Genomic DNA, 18,303 nt, shown 5'->3' with positions numbered 1-18,303 from the left:
TAAGTAGAACAGACGACATAACTTGCAATGCAGTCTCCGACTGAACTTCCCTGAAGAACTATAAACTTCGAGCGATCAAAGAACGCACCAAGGGCGCACTCGGAGAATAACCAATGAACAAACTCACCACCGCCTCTGTGATAAGGCGGAGCAAAGTACTTGTTGTTTTAACCGCAACATTATTCGGGCTAATGACGCTCGCCAACAATGTTACCGATTATGCGGCATATGCCGAATACATCGGGCGCATCATCAGCATGAGCGACACCACGGGCAACGACTCACGGCGCTACAGGTCCATCACGTCCAACATGTTTCACCATCGTTTTTACTGGGCAATCATTTCACTCGAAATTATTTTTACCTTTAGTTGCCTGGTGGGGACCTGGCAGCTCTATCGAAAACTTGATGCACCACGCAACGAGTTTCACGAAGCAAAAAAATTCGCAATCGCTGGCTTCGTGACAGGTATTTTTGTATATCAGGGTTTATACGTCATCATTCTCAATGAATGGTTCGACATGGATTACTCCGTTCATCGCAACACCTATGTTTGGGCACAAAACAATATTGAATATATGTTTCTCGGCCTGATCTTTCTCACGGCAGTAAAAGACAGCTGAACAGCCTGCGGCTCAGGCCAGCTTCCCCGCCACGGTTTTGGCGCTCGTGCCGGGTTTGCGAAACACCAACACGTTGCCCAGCATGACCAGTACCAGGCCCATGAGCGCCGGGGGCGTCCATTGGTAGCCTTCGGCAAACGCCGAGACATTCAGCGCCACCACCGGAAACAGAACGGTGCAATAGGCTGCGCGCTCGGGGCCCATGCGCCCGACCAGAGTCAGGTAGGCTGTGAAACCAATGACCGAACCGGGAATCACCAGGTACAACAGCGAGCCGATGTAGCGAGCGTTCCATTCCATGTCGAACGGAATCCCATTGACCACGCACCATACCGACAACATCGCCGCGCCATAGGCCATGCCCCAGGCATTGGTCGTCAGTGGCTTGAGCCCGGCTTTTTGTTGCAGGCTCGACAGCATGTTCCCCGCCGAGAAACACAGGGTGCCACACAGGGCCAGGCCAAGGCCAAGCAAGGTTTGCGGGCTGGCGGCGTGACCCGCCAGCTCGGGCCAGAACAGCAGGCCCAGACCGAGCAAGCCCAGCGCGCCGCCCATCAGCACATTGCGGGCGATTTTCTGAGCGAAGAACACCCGTGCATTCAGCGCATTCCACAGCGTGGCCGTGGAAAACACCACGGCGACCAGTCCGCTGGGGATCCACTGACTGGCGGTCAGGAAACACATGAAGTTGACGCAGAACAGGCATAACCCTTGCGCCAGGCAAATCAAGTGCCCGCGGCGGTTCATCAATTGCAGGCGGCGGCTAAGCAGCAGGATCACGAACAGCACCAGCGCCGCCAAGCCAAAGCGATAGACAATGGACACGGGAATCGCCACCACGCCCAGTTGCCATTTCAGGGCGATCCAGGTGGTGCCCCAGATCAGCACGGTCAGCAGGTACAACGAAAGGTTCATGGCAAAGGCTCCTTGATAGGCGACCAGTGTCCTGCGCCGCGTTGCGCCGCACTTGCATAATCTTGCGCTTTTGTCAGTCGACGGGCTGGCAGGCGAAGGCCTACGGAGTAGGATGCAAGGCGTTGGAGAGAAACGATCATGCCCGCACTGGAATCCCTGCAAGTCTTTCAAGCCCTCAACCGCTCGCCCAATGCTCGCCTGGAGCACAGCGCCGAGCTCGGTGACGGATTGGCAGCAGCCTTGTGGAACAACCACCACGATGCCCAGGACTACGAAGCGCCGAGCCACCACACGCTGTCCTGCTACATCGCTGGCGGCACCGGGACCTTCCGGCGCGACCAGCCCGGCACCAAGGGCGGTCCGGACAAGCTGTGCATCCTGCCGGCCGACCATCAGTCAGGCTGGGTGATCAATGGCGACATTCGCCTGGCCCACCTGTATTTCAGCCCGGAACAATTTGCCCTCGGCTGCGTCACCCTGCTCGATCGCGAGCCACGGCAACTGCAGTTGCGTGAGCAAACTTTTCTGGATGACCCACAACAGGCGTTGCGCTTTCGGCACTTGATCCGCCTCAACTGGGACGAACCGGGAGAACGTCTGCTCACCAGCAGCCTGGCCCATGAAATGCTCGCCCACGCCCTGCTCAGCCAGGTCAGCGTACGTCCCGGCTTGCGACTCAAGGGTGGCCTGGCCGCGCATCAGCGACGGCATCTAGTGGAGTTCATCGACAGTCAATTGGCTGAAGCCATCAGCCTGGGGCAGTTGGCTGCTCTGTGCGCATTATCCGAGTACCACTTTGCGCGGATGTTTCGTGAGAGCTTCGGTTTGCCGCCCCATCAGTATGTACTGGCGCGGCGCTTGAGCCGGGCGCGGGAGTTGCTGCGCAGCACCTCGCAGCCGTTGGGAGAGATTGCATTGGCGTGCGGGTTTGCCAGTGCCAGTCACTTCACCAATCGATTCAGGCAGGCGCTAGGTGGAACGCCGGGAGAATATCGGCAGGCGTTTTTGCGTTAATGCCGGGATATTCATTGCCTGTCAGGCCGCCATCGCTGGCAAGCCAGCTCCCACAGCTTTCGGTGTCGATTGCATACACAAACCCTGTGGGAGCTGGCTTGCCAGCGTTGAACGATGACGCGATTTCTAATCAGAACTCCAGGGTGCTCGACAACGTCACCTGCCGCGAATCCCCCATCGACACAAAGAACCGGCTCGCCGCCGAGGTGTAATACGTACGGTCAAACAGGTTTTTCACGTTGAGTTGAAACTTGACCCGCTGCCCATCGAGTTGGGTGTCATAGGTGGCGAACGCGTCGGCGACGGTGTAGCTCGGCAGGTCAAAATCATTCACGGCATTGCCCGCTCGTTCCCCGACATAGCGTGCTCCAGCGCCAATCCGCAGCTGATCGCCACCGACGATCGTGCCGAAGTCATAGACCGCCGACAGTGAGCCACTATTCTTCGCGACGTTCTGCAGCTGTTTACCTTTGTAGACCGGGTCCTGCGTCACTTCGGCATCGGTGTAGGCATAACTGCCGATCATGCTCCAGCGGTCGCTGAGCTGGCCGCTCAAGTCCACTTCCAGGCCACGGGAACGCACTTCACCGGCCGCACTGTAGAGTGTCACCGGGCCTTCGGCGTTAGCCACCAGGACGTTGCGTTTCTTGATGTCGAACAGCGCAAGGTTGCCCGTTACGCGGCCCGGCATTTCCAGCCTGGCCCCCACTTCCCACGACTTGGCTTCTTCCGGCGCAATGCTGCCGTCGAGCACGGCGCTGCTGCCGCTCAACGGCGCGATGGTCGAGTTGGGTTTGAACGATTCGGTGTAGCTGCCATAGAACGACAGTTCATTGGTATAGCGGTAGACCAGGCCGGCGCGCGGCACCCATTTTTGCCCGTTGCTGTCGGTGTTGGCCTTGAACGGCACGCCTTTGCCGGCGTACTGGTCGTACTCCTGGAAACGTCCGCCAGCGACCAGGATCCATTGGTCGGTGAGGTGGATCGAGTCCTGCAAGAACACCGAATCGCTACGCAGGATATCGGTCTGCGCACTGTCGGCCGGGCTGACCGTGGTGCCCGGGACTTCGCGGCCGTATACCGGGTCGAGGTAGCTGAAGGTTGTCAGGCTTTTCTGACGGATCAGGTCGGCGCGGTAGATCTTGCGGTACTCGTCATCGACCCCGAGCACCAGGTCATGTTGCATGCCGGCGACATCGATCTTGCCTTCGAGGCTCGCAGTCGTGAAACGGTCCGTACTGATAGCATTCTGCGTGCCGTCCATGCTGCGTGTGAGCGTGCCATTGCTGGTGTCGACAGCGGTCACACGCACCTGGCTGGCGTCATAGGTCTCACGATTCCAGCTGTAGCCGAAATGGGCTTTCCAGTTGTCGTTGAGGTCGTGATCGGCCTGGAAGTGATACAGGTCGGAGCGCCCTTCCATGTTGTTGAACGGTTCGTCGAGCCGGCGATCACGGGGGATGTCCAGCGGATGATTATCCCGCGGATCGATCACCGTGCCACGGTCGAACGGGGTCAGGAACTCCCGGTGTTCATAGGCGAACGTCAGCTGGGTGCTTTCACCAAACCAGGCCAGCGACGGCGCCACCAGCGTCTCGCGATGCACACCGTAGTTGCGCCAGTAATCCTCGTCTTCGTGGTCCAGCACCAGACGGTAGGCCAACCCGGACTCACCCAGGGCACCCGTGCTGTCAAAGGTGCCGCCGCTGCCGTTCTTGCCCTCGCCATAAGTCGAGCCACGCAGGGTCAGGGCATTGTAGGGATCAAGCTCCGGCTGCTTGCTGACCATGTTGACCACGCCGCCGGGATCCTGGATACCATAGAGCAGCGAGGCCGGGCCCTTGAGCACTTCGACCCGGTCCACCGTCGCGTTCAAGCCCCGCCCCTGCACCACCGGCATGCCGTCACGCATGATCGAGCCGTTGCGGTTGTCGCCGAAACCGCGGGTCATCACCGAATCCTGGGTGCTGCCCAGCGTGTTGCCCTGGGTGATACCGCTGACGTTCGCCAGCGCGTCATCCAGGTTACGCGGAGCCTGGTCGCGAATGACCTGGGCCGGGACGACGTTGACCGTCTGGGGAATTTCCTGAAGCGGCGTCGAGGAACGCATCACCGAGCTGGTAGGCGGAGGCTGGTAGCTTGTGGAAGGTTCCATCACCGAGGTGATGGTGGTAGCGCCCAGATTCAACGCGCCCTCGGTCGGTAGCGGTTCCAGGACCATGGTGTGGCCATCGATGCGCCGCGTGGTCAAGCCGGAACCGCCGAGCAACCGCTGCAGGGCCTGTTCGGCACTCAACTGGCCATTGAGCGCCGGGGCATTGAGGCCATACGGCGCCTCATCGGTATAGACCACGCTGATACCGGTGACGTGACTGAAGTCGCTCAACGCCTGGGGCAAGGGTTTGGCGACCATCGAAAAGCTGAATAGCGCACTTTGCGGGGTGCTGGCAGACGCGGCCAGTGCCCCGTTCAGCGGCAGCAGCGCCAACGCCGCGAAGCTCAACGCAGACACACCCAACCATTGTTTGACCGAACCCGGTATTGCCCTGGACTTCATGACTCATGACCTGTGTAGAACCACAACGGATGCGAATGACTCGCAGTTTCAGTCACTACACGGATGGCGTTCGGTTTTACCTCAGCAGAAAGTTGAAAATAATTATTCCAAGAGGTGTGGTGTTAGATTCGCCCCTTCGCGAGCAGGCTCGCTCCCACATTTGGAATGCGTTCTCCTGTGGGAGCGAGCCTGCTCGCGAAGGGGCCAATCGTCTCAGCGCAAAATAATCAGATGTCCCAGAACCTGGTGTTGCTCAAAGCCCAACACCCCCTGCAATGAACTCAATACCGCCTGCGGGTCCTTGCTCGGAAAGCTGCCGCTGATCTGCCGCTGTGCCACGTCATCATTGAGCACCACGATCCTCCCCGGGTAGTAACGGCGCAAATCCTCGACCACATCAGCCAGCGTCGCCTTGTAGTAAGTCAGCCATCCCTGGCGCCACGCGAGCTGCGCTTCGCTGTCCACCGCATGAAGTTTTCCCGCTGAGCCTTCGCCGTAAGCCACTTGCTGGCCGGCCGTCAGGATCTGCTGGTCCGCGTTCTTTTGCGCCGTCACGCCAACCCGGCCAGACAACACCGTCACCTGCGCCCCACGAGGTTGCAGTCGCACTTCGAACTGTGTGCCGAGCACCCGCGCCTGGCCCTTCCCGGCGTCGACCACAAATGGCTCGCCGGTATGGGTCACGCTGAAAAATCCGGCACCGCGGCGCACTTGCACACGCCGCTCCCCCTCACTGAAATCCACCGCAATCGCACTGTCGGCATCAAGAGTGACCTGCGATTGATCGGCCAGAGTGATGGTGCGGACTTCCCCCGGTGCCGAGACATAATCGGCGCCCAGGTCGTCGATCCAACGCAACGGCTGCCAACCGCCACCGAGGCTGATCATCAGCAGCAGGGAAGCCGCCATGGCCAGCGCGCCCGACCAGCGCCGAACGCTGCTGCGACGTGAGCGATTCATGGCGTTGAGGTAACCCTGCAAGGCCAGCGCGTCCTCGTCGGCGAGTCTGCGCGCCGGCACTTCACTCAACTCCCACAACACTTGCGCACGGGCATAAGCCTGCGCATGCGCGGGGTCGGCCTGCAACCATTGACTGAAGGTGGCTTGGTCACCGCTGCAGGGCTGGTCATGCAACAGACTTAACCAGGCCAGCGCTTGCTGTTCCTGAGCAGGCGTCGGCCTGACGCGTTCGATGCTGTTCACAGTGCTTTCCCTGGCATACGCGGCTCGCATTCGCGCAGGCTGGCTTTGCAGGCCTCGAGCGCGCGCATCATATGTTTTTCCACGGCACTCTGGGACAGGCCCATGGCCTTGGCGATCTCGGCGTACTTGCGACCATGGATGCGGTTGAGCAAAAAAATCTGCCGCGTGCGTTCCGGTAACGCGCGTAACGCCGCTTCGACGTGGCGCAGATCGTTGCCTGCTTCCAGCGCCGCTTGCGGCTCGCCGCCCATACAGTGCGCCGGTTCGGCCATTAAACCTTCGTTGGCCCGCACCCGCGTACCTTCGCTGCGCAAGTGGTCGATGGCGATGTTGCCGGCGCAGCGCAACAGATAGGTGCTGAGTTCTTCAACTTGTACCAGGGGGCGTCGCCAGAACCGCACGAACAAGTCTTGCACCAGGTCCGCCGCCGTGGCCCGGCAACCCACGCGACGACTCACCAACGCTTCCATTTGCGAACGCTGGGAGAGAAATACCTGGAGAAAATGCGCACGATCGCCGCGTGGTTCGCCGTGCTCGATCTCGGGAGATTCGGGAGTAGTCATTGATTCAATACTGCGCCATAGCGGCAATCGGGCCGGCCAACAACCGGGTGTGTACCCAGCAAGGCGCAATACTAATGATAAATATTCTCATAAGCAAAGCTGTCGAGGGAGATCACTTATCTTGACAGCAGCTATCAGTGCGACCAGTTCGACGAGTGCGGCGGTTCACTGAATCCCTTGGCCACAAAACAAAACGGGCCTGCATTGCAGGCCCGTTTTCATTGGGAGGGTCAATCAGGCATCAAGCGTTTTGCGCAGCCTGTTCGTTTTCAAGAAACTCTTCTTCCAGCAGCTTGTCGGCGTGAGGCCTGCGCTCGAAGGGCACCACGGCAGCGCGTGGTTTGCCGCGCAGTTTGCCGAACAGGTGTTCAAGGGCGTGTTCGAGTTTCTCGGCAGCTCCGTCGATCGCCAGTTCCAGGCTGGCGGCTTTATGGGTGACAGAAATCGGTTGGTGGCCTTTTGGCCGCGCTTCCAGCTGGCAGCGCAAATCATGGGGACCAGGCTTGTCGCCATTCTCGTCCCGCAGGTGAACCTCGACGCGGGTCAGGTCCTCCTCATAACGTTCGAGCGTGCTCTCAATGGTGGTTCGTACCCACTCCTCCAGTCGGATGCTGCTTTGAATATGGTTATCGCTATTGACTTGGATTTGCATAGTTCATCCCTTATTTCAGCTAGCTCGCGAGAGGCCGGTCAGCTAAGCCCTTGGGCGTCATCACCGTGACCTCTTACTTACACAATCGGTCTGTACGATGAACAATTCAACCCCTAAAAAAAGATAAATATCTAATCGCAAAAAAAGCCGGACAACCGGCAAAAGCGCTGTTAAGGTCGGGAGTTGGGTCGCCCCTCTCTTACGAAATAATTGCTCACATCTGCCGCTCCCCCAGCGGGTGCAGGCCGCGAAAAATCGCCGCCTCCTCCACCAGCCAGTCATGTACCGCCCGCACGCCCGGATGGCTCAGCGCCCCCGGCGCGTAGAGCACCATGTAGCGCTTGTGATTGGGCACCGCCAGGCCGAACGGTACGATCAATGCGCCCCGCTCCAGCTCGTCATTGAGCAGCGTACGCCGTGCAATCGCCACGCCCATCCCGGCGATGGCCGCTTCGATGGTCAGGTGATTGCGATTGAAGGTATGCCCGCGCCGCACATCGGCACCTTCAAAGCCGATGGCATCGAGATAGAACTCCCATTCCGCGTATTCGTAGCTGCCGCGCCAGGCAGTAATGTCATGCAGCAACGGAAAATGCAGCAGGTCCGCCGGGCCATGCAACGGCGGACGCCCGCGTAACAGGCCCGGGGCACACACCGGGAAAATCTGCTCATCGAGCAAGGCTGTGGATAACAATCCGGGGTAGCTGCCGTCATTCAGGTCGATGGCCAGGTCGAAATCGCCTTCGTGCAACGGCACGCTGCTGTCTTCGGCGACCAGGCGTAGCTGGATGTCCGGGAAGCGCTGCTGCAAGCGTGGCAGGCGCGGCGTCAGCCATTTGCTCAGGAAAGAAGGAATCGAACGCACCCGCAGTGTGCCGCTGATCATCCCCGCGTCCAGCCGGCGCAATTCGGCATCGATGCTGCCGTAGGCCTCGTTGACCGTAATGGCCAGTCGCTGGCCTTCGGCGCTCAGTTCCACGCCCCGGGCACGCCGGTGAAACAGTCGAAAACCAAGGCGCTCTTCCAGCTGTCGGATCTGCTGGCTGACCGCCCCCGGCGTGATGTGCAGCTCTTCGGCGCAACGGGTGAACGACAAGTGCCGCGCGGCACAGGAAAACACCTGTAGCCAAACGTAAGTCTGGGCGTGTAATTGGCGGCTCATGGTTTAGTCCTGCTAAAGGCTGTCTTAGGAAGTTTCGTTGGTCACGTAGGACTGAGAGAGGCAGTATCGCTGAAAGTGCGCTTGTCCTACAAAAATGGCAGCGATTCATCTTCCATTGCAGGAATAGGCTTTAGCATGGCTATCAGTGTTTTCGATCTCTTCAAAGTCGGCATCGGTCCATCCAGCTCCCACACGGTCGGCCCCATGCGTGCTGCCGCGACCTTCGCCCAGGCGCTGGTGGACCAGGGTTCAGTGACTGACGTACGGCGGGTGGAAATCCGCTTGTACGGCTCCCTGTCGGCGACCGGTGTCGGTCATGCCACCGACCGAGCTTGCGTCATGGGCTTGATGGGCGAATGGCCAGACCGTATCGATCCCTCCACCATCGACAGCCGGATCCATACCCTGCGTGAGACCGGCGAGTTGTTGCTGGCAGGCCAGGTGAGCATTGCGTTCAACTGGTCGCGCGATCTGCTGCTGCTCGACGAGAGTTTGCCCTACCACCCCAACGCCATGTCCCTGACTGCCTTCGGCGAAACCGGCGAACTGTTCGAACAGACGTACTACTCGGTCGGTGGTGGGTTCATCATCGAGGCGGCAGAAGCCGAGTCCGGGCTATCACCTGCCCGAGACGTGGTTTTGCCCTACGACTTTTCCAGTGCCGTCGAGCTGCTCAAGCTCTGCAACCAGCACGGTCTGCGTGTCAGCGAGCTGATGATGGCCAACGAACGGGCCTGGCGCAGTGACGAAGAAATACGCCAGGGCTTGCTGCATATCTGGTCGGTGATGCGCGAGTGCGTCGAGCAGGGGCTGGAGCACGAAGGCATCCTCCCCGGTGGCCTGAACGTGCCGCGACGTGCGGCGAAATTGCACCGCAGCCTGTTGGAAATCGGCAAGCCGAACGTCATCACTTCGACCCTGTCGGCCATGGAATGGGTGAACCTTTTCGCCCTCGCCGTGAACGAAGAAAACGCTGCCGGCGGTCGCATGGTGACAGCACCGACCAACGGTGCAGCGGGGATTATTCCGGCGGTGCTGCACTACTACATGAAATTCAACCCCGATGCGTCGGACGATGACGTCGTGGCGTTCTTTTTGGGTGCCGCCGCCGTCGGCATCCTGTGCAAGAAAAACGCCTCGATCTCTGGTGCCGAAGTCGGTTGTCAGGGCGAGGTCGGCTCTGCCTGCGCCATGGCCGCCGCCGGCCTGGCAGAAGTCCTCGGCGCCACGCCGGAGCAATTGGAAAACGCCGCCGAAATCGGCCTTGAACACAACCTCGGACTGACCTGTGACCCGGTCGGCGGGCTGGTGCAAGTGCCATGTATCGAGCGCAACGCAATTGCTGCCGTAAAGGCGATCAACGCCACGCAAATGGCCCTGCGTGGCGACGGCAAGCACTTCATCTCCCTGGACCGGGTGATCCGCACCATGCGCGACACGGGCGCCGACATGCACGACAAATACAAGGAGACATCCCGAGGCGGTCTGGCGGTGAACTGGGTAGAGTGCTGACCGGTTTGGTGGCATGCAGGCGCAAATTGCCCTGAAACGGGCAGCCCCCTGTAGGAGCGAGCCTGCTCGCGAAAAACCTGAGAGCGCCGCGTGGCGCCAGATATCCCGCGTCATCGTTGACCTGCATCGCGAGCATGCTCGCTCCTACAATTCGTGCTTCTTGTCCGGCATGCCCTTTGCTACATCCCGTTTGGAACATTGATGGCGATATTGACGAGAGAATGGCCGATGGTCCGGCGTTGCGAACCAACCCGATCACGGCCGGTCAACAACTGCACGTTCAATCAAGCGGTGACGCATCATGGACAACCCTTTCCAGCTCATTACCGATGCTTTTGCAGCGGACTATCAGATCAACCTGAGCATTCAGGGTCTTGATGGCAGCATCATGCTGACCCTGTCCAACAATGGCCGAGTAGTCGCAAAGCGCATGATCAGTGCCGAACAACGCAACGATCCACAACGGCTCAAGCGCCTGGTGCAAAGCATCCAGTTCGGCATCGCCATCGAACAGGGGCACAGCGCAGTGGCCATCCTCGAAGCCATGACCGATGGCGGCACGCACAGCCTGCCGCCACCCTCGATAAAAAACCGCCCGCGCCCGGCCATCAGGCTTTAAAGCTCGCCCTTCTCCACTTCCGGATGTTCACCCGAGCCCGCACCTGTCTTACGGTGCGGATGCTCGATCTTCACCGAAGGAAATTGCGAGGAGGCGTAGCGCACTACCAGGATCGCAAACGCCAGCAACAGGATCCCGCCGCACAGGTAGATGATCCCCAAGTCGGGTGGATTGTGATGGGACACGTTGGAAATCAGCAGCCGCGTGAGCGCCGTGATCGCCACGTAGATCAGGAAACGTACCGGCATGTGGTTGGTCTTGAAGTAAATCCCGACCATCGCCCCCAGTTCCAGGTAGATGAACAGCAGCAGGATGTCGTCGATCTTGATATGCCCCTGCTCGAGCATCCCGAGAAACTCCATCACCGCAGCCCACGCGGTCACCGCACCAATGGCAAACAGCGCCAGGTAGTGGAAAGTTTCGACGAACAGGTTGCCCAGTGACTCGGCCAGTTCATGCACGTTCTGCCGCAGCTTTTCGGCCCAGTTGATTTTCACGATGATGCTTCCTTAGGTCGACTCGACCGGATAATGCAGGTTGGACGTGACGGTTGTTCTGCATGCAGAAACAAGGCCACGTCCATGATGGCGAGACGCCTTGGATTGCGCTCCGTGACGTTTGGTCGCAGCTATCTTTACCCAGCTACCAAAACCCGACGCCTGACAAATCCCGAAACCGGCCTACATTAAAAAGCCACTACCCAAATCCGAGAGATTCGCTTATCCTTTGCTGTATATAGATACAGTAGTCGAATCAGACTAATAATTTGAAGGCATGTGAGGTGGTGAATGGCCGTCGAAGTGGTATACCGCAGCAGCCGAGATCTGGAGCGCTTGTTCATGGATAAAGCCGAAGCTGACCGTCATGACAAAATGCTCGAGCTGGCGGAGTTGCTGGCTGACGTATTGCAAAAAGCTGTTCCGTCCTTGACCGAACAGCAAGTGGAAGAAGTCGGGATCTACATGGCGAAAAACCGCGACGTGTTCGCCAAGGCGTTCAAGAGCCAGCCGGACGCCTTGTCCGAACTGCTCACAGCGCCAGCGCAAGTCGTAGAGTCGGTTAAAGAGGCAATACCCGTTGAAGAGGCAATCGCTGAGCCGGTGGCCCCGACGAAGCCTGCCAAAGCCGCGAAAACCCCGAAGTAAGCAGCCCCCGTAGGAGCTGCCGCAGGCTGCGATCTTTTGATTTTTTATCGATACAGCACCTTCTCCGCCAACTCGTCTGCCACGCGAGCCGGAGAGCGTTTTTCCGCCTGGGCGTGGGCGAAGACTTCGGTGAGCCGCGAGCTGATTTTCGACAGGTGCGCGGTGATGGTCCCCAAGTCTTCGCCACGATGCTTGAGCGAAACATAGATCAATCCGCCGGCATTGATCACGTAGTCGGGCGCATACAGGATGCCCCGCCTTTCCAGCTGGTCGGCGACGTCCAGATGGGTCAGTTGATTGTTCGCCGAACCGGCCACTGCCGAGCAGCGTAGTTGCGTCACGCTGTGGCTGTTCAGCACCCCGCCCAGACCGCACGGCGCGAGAATGTCGCAAGGTGTGCTTAGCAATGCGTCGTTGGCTATCGGGTGCGCGCCAAGTTGCTCCATCGCCAGTTGTACCTTGCCGTGGTCGATGTCGCTGACCAGCAGCTCGGCGCCGGCGGCGTGCAGCTGCTCTGCCAGGGCAAATCCAACGTTGCCCAGGCCTTGGATGGCGACGCGTAGGCCTTCGAGGTTATCGCTGCCCAACCGGGCCATCGCCGTGGCGCGGATGCCGGTAAACACGCCCATCGCCGCGTGAGGCGCGGGGTCGCCGGCCGATGTGGTGCTGGTGACGTGTTGGGTCTGTTGGGCAATGCAATCCATGTCCGCCACCGAGGTGCCACTGTCGATGGCGGTAATGTAGCGCCCGTCGAGTTGATTGATACAACGCCCGAACGCTTCAAACAGTGCAGCGCGATTGGCCACGTGAACGGGGCGAATGATCACCGCCACGCCGCCGCCCTGGGCCAGACCGGCCAAGGCCGCCTTGTAACTCATGCCTTGGGCAAGGCGCACCGCATCCTCGACTGCAGACTCGTCGCTGGGATAGGCAAGGTAACGGCAACCGCCCAGAGCAGGCCCCAAACGGCTGTTATGAATGGCAATCACCGCCTTCAACCCGGTGGCCGGGTCGACGCTCAGATGCAGCGATTCAAGGCGAGTGCTTTGCATGAGAGCGAACATCGTAAGGCTCCCGAATCACTTCTTGTAGTCGCCAGTATAGGCTTGTGCACAAAAATTGCAGAAGCGCACCGGAATAAGCAAAAGCGCCATGCAAGCTTTAGGAAATAACCGAAACTAGCCCCTGTGCGGTACTGGACGAATGGCAAAGACCGGTCTAAAACGAGGCATAGCCCGGAGATTTTCATGACGCCGCGCCAATCTTTTTTCGCCTGCCTGCAACGATCACCGCCTGCGCTGTTCGAGGCGGCGCTGTGGATCGCCGTCGAACATGACAAGCAGGTTAACCCCGAGGCAGTGTTGGCGCACTTCAAGGAGCTGCAACTGCGGGTCAGTAGCGGCTTGCCGATGTTACCCGTGAGCGAGTTGGCGCAACCGTTGCTCAGGCGCATGGTCGAATTGGGGTTCGCCCAGGATGACTTCGCCCCCTTGCGGCCGCAAGTGGCATTGCTCGATAAGGTCCTGGTGCGTCGCCGCGGGCAGCCATTAGCCTTGGCGATGATAGCCCTGGAACTGGCCAGAGGCCTGGAGATTCCGCTGGTCGGCGTCAATTTCCCGGGGCATTTCCTGCTGCGGGTGCCAGGTGCCGATCATCTGCTCGACCCCTGTGGCGGCCGGCGCCTTTATCCCAACGATTGCCGGGAGCTGCTGCATCGCCAGTATGGCCCGAACATGCAACTCAACGCTGAGCAACTGGTCACGGCCACACCCGCGCAAATGCTTCAACGCCTGTCACGCAACCTGCGCCAGCTACATCTTTCCCACGACGATTACATTGGCGCGTTGATCGACGCCGAACGCGTACTGGAACTGGGCAACGCCAGCGCCTCCGACTACTTGGCCCGGGCCAGCCTGTACCAACGGCTGGACTGCCCGAATGCCGAGCGCTTCGACCTGGAACATGCATTGCTGCTCAGCGACGATCCGATCCAGCGGATTCGCCTGACCGAGCGACTTGGGCATTTGCCTCCTAATTCCATCGTCCACTGAACCCTACAGCACCGCGTTATCGTTCTTCGCGGGCAAGCCTCGCTCCTACGGGTATATGCAAATCAAGGCGTGTCAGGCTGGTTAGCTGGATGCGCCTTGATGAACGCCGGGTGGCTGGCGACCAGCGTCGCTACCCGGCGGATTCGCGGATAAGCCTCAAGGGAAATGTTGAAGCGTTCGGCGGCATACAACTGTGGAATCAAGTACACATCCGCCAACCCGGGCTGCGAACCAAAGCAGTAACCCTCATCACCAATCAGCTGCTCCACGGTCGCCAGCCCCTGGTTGATCCAGTGCGCAATCCACTCAAGAACCTGCGGTTCATCAAAGCCCAACTGGCGCAGCCGATTGAGCACGCTGACATTGTGCAGCGGATGTACATCGCAGCCGATCAGCGCCGCCACGCCACGCTCATGGGCGCGGGCAACGAGATCCTTGGACAGCAGCGGTACCTGTGGATAACGCTCCTCCAGGTACTCGATGATCGCCGGTGACTGAATCAGCAGCTCGCCTTCGTCGGTGCGCAATGCCGGCACGCGGCCTTGCGGATTGATGCCCAGGTACGCTGGCTGGCGATGCTCTCCACCCGGTGGCGCAATCAGGTTGATTGGCAGCGCCTGGTAATCCAGGCCCTTGAGCGCCAACGCGATACGCACCCGATAGGACGACGTTGAGCGGTAGTAGGTATAGAGTTCCATGAACCGATCCCCTTAGCGAGCCGGCAACACTTTGCCGCGGCATTCACCGAAGCCGATGGAGGCAAACCCTTCGCGGCTGCAACGGCCACGCAAGATGATCTCGTCGCCGTCCTCGAGGAATTTACGCACTTCGCCCGAGGCCAGTTCGATTGGCTTCTTACCGCCTTCGGTGATCTCCAGCAGGCTGCCGAACTGGCCGCTTTGAGGACCGGACAAGGTGCCCGAACCGAACAGATCACCGGCCTGCAACTGGCAGCCATTGACGCTGTGATGCGCCACCATTTGCGCCACGGTCCAATACATGTGTTTCGAGTTGCTCAGGGTCAGGCGATGGGCCGGCAGGTTCTGCTCGCGCATGGCTTCGGTGAGCAGCAGGACTTCCAGTTCGATGTCGAATGCGCCAGCGGCTTGATCGCGTTTATCGAACAGGTACGGCAGCGGCTGTGGATCGCCTTCCGGACGTGCCGGCTGGGCAAGACGGAATGGCTCAAGCGCTTCGGCCGTCACGACCCACGGAGAAATGCTAGTGATGAAGCTCTTCGACAGGAATGGCCCCAACGGCTGGTATTCCCAAGCCTGGATGTCACGTGCCGACCAGTCATTGAGCAGGCAGAAACCGGCGATGTGATCAGCGGCGTCACCAATGGCTATGGAGTCGCCCATGTCGTTGCCCTGGCCGATCCAGATGCCCAGTTCCAATTCGTAGTCCAAGCGTGCACAGGGACCGAATGTCGGTTCAGTCTGACCGGCTGGCAGCGTCTGGCCCTTGGGACGGCGCACGTCGGTGCCCGACGGGCGGATGGTCGAGGCGCGGCCGTGATAGCCGATCGGCACATACTTGTAGTTGGGCAGCAACGGGTTGTCCGGGCGGAACAGTTTGCCAACGTTTTGAGCGTGCTCGATGCCGACGTAAAAGTCGGTGTAATCATTGATTTTCGCTGGCAGATGCATCTGGCAATCGGCAGCCAGAGGCAGCAACTTCGCGCCCTGTGCTTCGATCTTGCCGCGCAGGGTGCTGCCCTCCTTGAGCAATTCTATCAAACGCTCACGCAAGGCTACGCGAGCTTCGCGACCCAATTCGAAGAACGCATTCAACTGACCGCCACGGGTGGCTTCGACCGCAGCCTTTGCAGCGCCATCGAACAGGCCGGCATCGAGTGCCGCTTCCAGATCGAAGATATGCTCGCCAATGGCCACGCCACTACGGGGCGCTGCCCCCTTCACGCTGAACACGCCCAGCGGCAGGTTTTGCAGCGGGAAATCCTCGTGGCCGTTGGCCGAAGCAACCCAGCTGCGAGTAATGGAAGTTTGCGTCATGGGTTATCTCCGGGTCGGGTCGAAAGTGGCTGGGAAGGTAGCCCAGCAGGCATCGTAGTTGTCTTGCAGTTGCGGGCAATCGAGGGCGAACGTGCTCGGGCGCAGCACCTGGCTGGTCTCGAACATGAAGGCCATGGTGTTGTCGATTTTCGAAGGTTTCAGGTCGACGTTGATCGCTTTGGTGCAGGTCTCACCATCTGGCCCATGAGCGCTCATGCAGCTGTGCAGAGAAGCGCCACCGGGCACAAAACCTTCGGCCTTGGCGTCGTATTCGCCCTGGATCAGGCCCATGAATTCATTCATCAGGTTGCGGTGGAACCACGGTGGACGGAAGGTTTTCTCAGCGACCATCCAGCGTGGCGGAAAGATCACGAAATCGAGGTTGGCCAAGCCGTGGACGCTGGTCGGCGAGGTCAGCACCGTGAAGATCGACGGGTCCGGGTGGTCGAAGCTGACCGAGCCGATGGTGTTGAAACGGCGCAGGTCATATTTATAAGGCACGTTGTTACCGTGCCAGGCGACCACGTTCAACGGTGAGTGGTCGAGCTCGCATCCCCACAACTGGCCTAGGAACTTCTGCACCAGCGTCGTGGGCTGTTGAAGGTTTTCGTAGCAAGCCACCGGCGTCAGGAAATCACGCGGATTCGCCAGGCCGTTGCTGCCGATCGGCCCCAGATCCGGCAGGCGCAACGGCGCACCGTGGTTCTCGGCGATGTAACCGCGCGCTTGTGGGTCGAGTAGTTCGATGCGCCATTTCAGCCCGCGAGGTAATACCGCGATTTCCAGCGGCTCCACTTCCAGTACGCCCAGTTCGGTGGCGATGCGCAGACGCCCCTGTTGCGGCACCAGCAGCATTTCGCCGTCGGCATTGAAGAATACGCGCTCCATGGAACGGTTGGCGCGGTACTGGTAGATGCTGATCCCCGCCGGTTTATCCGCGCTGGAGTTGGCCGCCATGCTCACCAGGCCATCGATGAAATCGGTTGGCTCGGCGGGAATGTCCAACGCGTTCCAGCGCAGGCGATTGGGGGTCACTTCACCTAATGGGCCGCCGGCCAATTGCCGATCGAGCTTGATAAATGCCGGGTGATTGGCCGAAGGCTGAATCCGGTACATCCACGTCCGCCGTGCTTCGCTGCGTGCCATCGTGAACGCAGTGCCGGAGAACAGTTCGGTGTAGAGGCCGTAAGGCGCTTTTTGCGGGGAGTTCTGGCCAACGGGAAGTGCCCCAGGCAATGCCTCACTGCAAAATTCGTTGCCGAAGCCTGACTGATAGGCCAGCGCTGGCGTCGTTGAATCGGAGTTCATGGAGCCTCCTGAACAGGGAGTCGACAGTGGCCGGTCGCTCTGTTGCAGAGTTCGTGGCACGTCGGGGTTATTTTTATCGTAATTCAATTACGCTTAACGTAATTTGATTGGGATTGACCGTCAAGCTATAAAGACGCCCATTCGTCCCGGGATCACAACGCCTCCATGGAAAAGCCTGACAGCAACGGTAAACAGAAAGTCCGCTCGGCCGAGGTGGGTACTGACATCCTCAAGGCCTTGGCCGAGTTGTCGCCCTCGACTTCACTCTCGCGCCTGGCCGAGCACGTGCAAATGCCAGCGAGCAAGGTTCACCGCTACCTACAGGCGTTGATCGCCAGTGGCTTTGCCGAACAGAATGCGGCGACCAATCATTACGGCCTGGGCCGTGAAGCCTTGCGCGTCGGATTGGCGGCACTCAACAGTATGGACGTGCTGAAAGTCGCCGCCCTACCGTTGGCCGAGTTGCGCGACGACTTGAACGAAACCTGTTTCGTGGCGGTGTGGGGCAATCAGGGAGCGACCGTGGTGCACATCGAACCGGCGGTGCGGGCGGTGACGGTGGTGACACAGTTGGGGTCGGTGTTGCCCTTGCTCAGCTCCTCCACGGGCCTGGTGTTTGGCGCGTACCTGCCCAAGCGTGAAACCGTGGAGTTGCGTGAGCAGGAACTGCTGTCGGCCGGCGCTCACGCCCTCAGCGATGATCAAGTCTATGAAACGCTATGTGGGCAGATCCGCGGCCGCGGCTTGCATCACGTGCACGGTTTACTGATGCCTGGTGTCGATGCATTGTCGGCACCGGTGTTCAACGCCGCCGGGCATGTGGTGGCAGTCATTACCATTGTCGGCCCGACCTCGTTGTTTCATGCCGACGAAAACGGCCCGGCGGCGCAGCGCTTGCTGGCGGCGACACGGGCCGTAAGTTGGCGGATGGGCTATGAACCGCCCACGATCACCGGCTAGCCGG

Annotated in this window: 17 protein-coding genes and 1 pseudogene; 7 read left to right on the top strand and 11 right to left on the bottom strand. The window is 59.8% G+C overall.

The genetic code is table 11. From position 1 onward, the window contains the following. Window positions 1–113 precede the first annotated feature (113 nt). Window positions 114–623 (top strand): DUF2165 family protein, encoded by a 510-nt coding sequence (locus HGP31_RS04805; RefSeq protein WP_083348242.1) that lies wholly within the window; start codon window positions 114–116, stop codon window positions 621–623. A 12-nt stretch (window positions 624–635) separates the two neighbouring features. Here HGP31_RS04805 and HGP31_RS04800 read toward each other — a convergent pair whose 3' ends face one another. Continuing rightward, window positions 636–1,538 (bottom strand): DMT family transporter, encoded by a 903-nt coding sequence (locus HGP31_RS04800; RefSeq protein ID WP_168757252.1) that lies wholly within the window; start codon window positions 1,536–1,538, stop codon window positions 636–638. A 138-nt stretch (window positions 1,539–1,676) separates the two neighbouring features. On the opposite strand from HGP31_RS04800, the gene HGP31_RS04795 reads away from it, so the two are divergent. Next, window positions 1,677–2,552, top strand: a complete 876-nt coding sequence (locus HGP31_RS04795; RefSeq protein ID WP_020796702.1) for a helix-turn-helix domain-containing protein — start codon at window positions 1,677–1,679, stop codon at window positions 2,550–2,552. Between the two features lie 130 nt (window positions 2,553–2,682). Here HGP31_RS04795 and HGP31_RS04790 read toward each other — a convergent pair whose 3' ends face one another. The 5 genes from HGP31_RS04790 to HGP31_RS04770 all read right to left on the bottom strand — a co-directional run bounded on the left by HGP31_RS04790 (window position 2,683) and on the right by HGP31_RS04770 (window position 8,689). Continuing rightward, entirely contained in the window at window positions 2,683–5,109 is a 2,427-nt protein-coding gene (locus HGP31_RS04790; RefSeq protein WP_083348240.1) for a TonB-dependent siderophore receptor, read from the bottom strand. 213 nt (window positions 5,110–5,322) lie between these two features. Beyond that, a complete protein-coding gene (locus tag HGP31_RS04785; protein ID WP_168757251.1) occupies window positions 5,323–6,312 on the bottom strand; it encodes a FecR family protein in 990 nt (329 codons plus the stop codon). Next, complete coding sequence (locus HGP31_RS04780) at window positions 6,309–6,875, bottom strand: RNA polymerase sigma factor (protein WP_033045642.1); 567 nt, start codon at window positions 6,873–6,875, stop codon at window positions 6,309–6,311. Before HGP31_RS04780 ends, HGP31_RS04785 begins: the two co-directional genes overlap by 4 nt. 241 nt (window positions 6,876–7,116) lie before the next feature. Next, the gene (locus HGP31_RS04775) at window positions 7,117–7,527 is read right to left on the bottom strand and encodes an HPF/RaiA family ribosome-associated protein (protein ID WP_008054445.1); all 411 of its coding nucleotides are present in this window, start codon (window positions 7,525–7,527) and stop codon (window positions 7,117–7,119) included. A 214-nt stretch (window positions 7,528–7,741) separates the two neighbouring features. After that, complete coding sequence (locus HGP31_RS04770) at window positions 7,742–8,689, bottom strand: LysR substrate-binding domain-containing protein (RefSeq protein ID WP_020796698.1); 948 nt, start codon at window positions 8,687–8,689, stop codon at window positions 7,742–7,744. A 135-nt stretch (window positions 8,690–8,824) separates the two neighbouring features. Between HGP31_RS04770 and HGP31_RS04765 the strand changes: the two genes are divergently transcribed. Both HGP31_RS04765 and HGP31_RS04760 read left to right on the top strand, forming a co-directional pair. After that, complete coding sequence (locus HGP31_RS04765; protein ID WP_083348239.1) at window positions 8,825–10,201, top strand: L-serine ammonia-lyase; 1,377 nt, start codon at window positions 8,825–8,827, stop codon at window positions 10,199–10,201. A gap of 301 nt (window positions 10,202–10,502) precedes the next feature. Next, complete coding sequence (locus HGP31_RS04760; RefSeq protein WP_020796696.1) at window positions 10,503–10,820, top strand: DUF3509 domain-containing protein; 318 nt, start codon at window positions 10,503–10,505, stop codon at window positions 10,818–10,820. Here the strand turns inward: HGP31_RS04760 and HGP31_RS04755 are convergent. Next, window positions 10,817–11,317, bottom strand: a complete 501-nt coding sequence (locus HGP31_RS04755) for a phosphate-starvation-inducible protein PsiE (RefSeq protein ID WP_008054441.1) — start codon at window positions 11,315–11,317, stop codon at window positions 10,817–10,819. The two genes, HGP31_RS04760 and HGP31_RS04755, sit on opposite strands and share 4 nt — an antisense overlap. A gap of 291 nt (window positions 11,318–11,608) precedes the next feature. On the opposite strand from HGP31_RS04755, the pseudogene HGP31_RS04750 reads away from it, so the two are divergent. Continuing rightward, window positions 11,609–11,848: pseudogene (locus tag HGP31_RS04750) on the top strand (YebG family protein); the annotation flags it as partial. 161 nt (window positions 11,849–12,009) lie between these two features. Here the strand turns inward: HGP31_RS04750 and HGP31_RS04745 are convergent. Next, window positions 12,010–13,029 carry a Glu/Leu/Phe/Val dehydrogenase family protein gene (locus HGP31_RS04745; RefSeq protein WP_020796694.1) on the bottom strand — a complete coding sequence of 340 codons (1,020 nt, stop codon included), beginning with the start codon at window positions 13,027–13,029 and terminating at the stop codon, window positions 12,010–12,012. A 183-nt stretch (window positions 13,030–13,212) separates the two neighbouring features. On the opposite strand from HGP31_RS04745, the gene HGP31_RS04740 reads away from it, so the two are divergent. Beyond that, window positions 13,213–14,016 (top strand): SirB1 family protein, encoded by an 804-nt coding sequence (locus HGP31_RS04740; protein WP_020796693.1) that lies wholly within the window; start codon window positions 13,213–13,215, stop codon window positions 14,014–14,016. Between the two features lie 62 nt (window positions 14,017–14,078). On the opposite strand, the gene maiA is transcribed toward HGP31_RS04740, so the two are convergent. From maiA to hmgA, 3 genes are read right to left on the bottom strand one after another with little or no spacing between them, the layout of a single operon-like run. Then, the gene (gene maiA / locus HGP31_RS04735; protein WP_020796692.1) at window positions 14,079–14,714 is read right to left on the bottom strand and encodes a maleylacetoacetate isomerase; all 636 of its coding nucleotides are present in this window, start codon (window positions 14,712–14,714) and stop codon (window positions 14,079–14,081) included. 12 nt (window positions 14,715–14,726) lie between these two features. Continuing rightward, window positions 14,727–16,031: a fumarylacetoacetase gene (gene fahA / locus HGP31_RS04730; protein WP_033039329.1), complete on the bottom strand. Its 1,305-nt coding sequence runs from the start codon at window positions 16,029–16,031 to the stop codon at window positions 14,727–14,729. A gap of 3 nt (window positions 16,032–16,034) precedes the next feature. After that, window positions 16,035–17,339 carry a homogentisate 1,2-dioxygenase gene (gene hmgA, locus HGP31_RS04725; protein ID WP_020796690.1) on the bottom strand — a complete coding sequence of 435 codons (1,305 nt, stop codon included), beginning with the start codon at window positions 17,337–17,339 and terminating at the stop codon, window positions 16,035–16,037. Window positions 17,340–17,504: 165 nt separating this feature from the next. On the opposite strand from hmgA, the gene HGP31_RS04720 reads away from it, so the two are divergent. Then, the gene (locus tag HGP31_RS04720; RefSeq protein WP_020796689.1) at window positions 17,505–18,299 is read left to right on the top strand and encodes an IclR family transcriptional regulator; all 795 of its coding nucleotides are present in this window, start codon (window positions 17,505–17,507) and stop codon (window positions 18,297–18,299) included. The last annotated feature ends 4 nt before the right edge of the window (window positions 18,300–18,303 follow it).

Origin of the sequence: Pseudomonas umsongensis (assembly GCF_012647205.1) — a bacterium.
Taxonomy (GTDB): domain Bacteria; phylum Pseudomonadota; class Gammaproteobacteria; order Pseudomonadales; family Pseudomonadaceae; genus Aquipseudomonas; species Aquipseudomonas umsongensis.
Note: the sequence above shows the minus strand (reverse complement) of the source record. Positions and strands in the feature narration are given on the sequence as shown.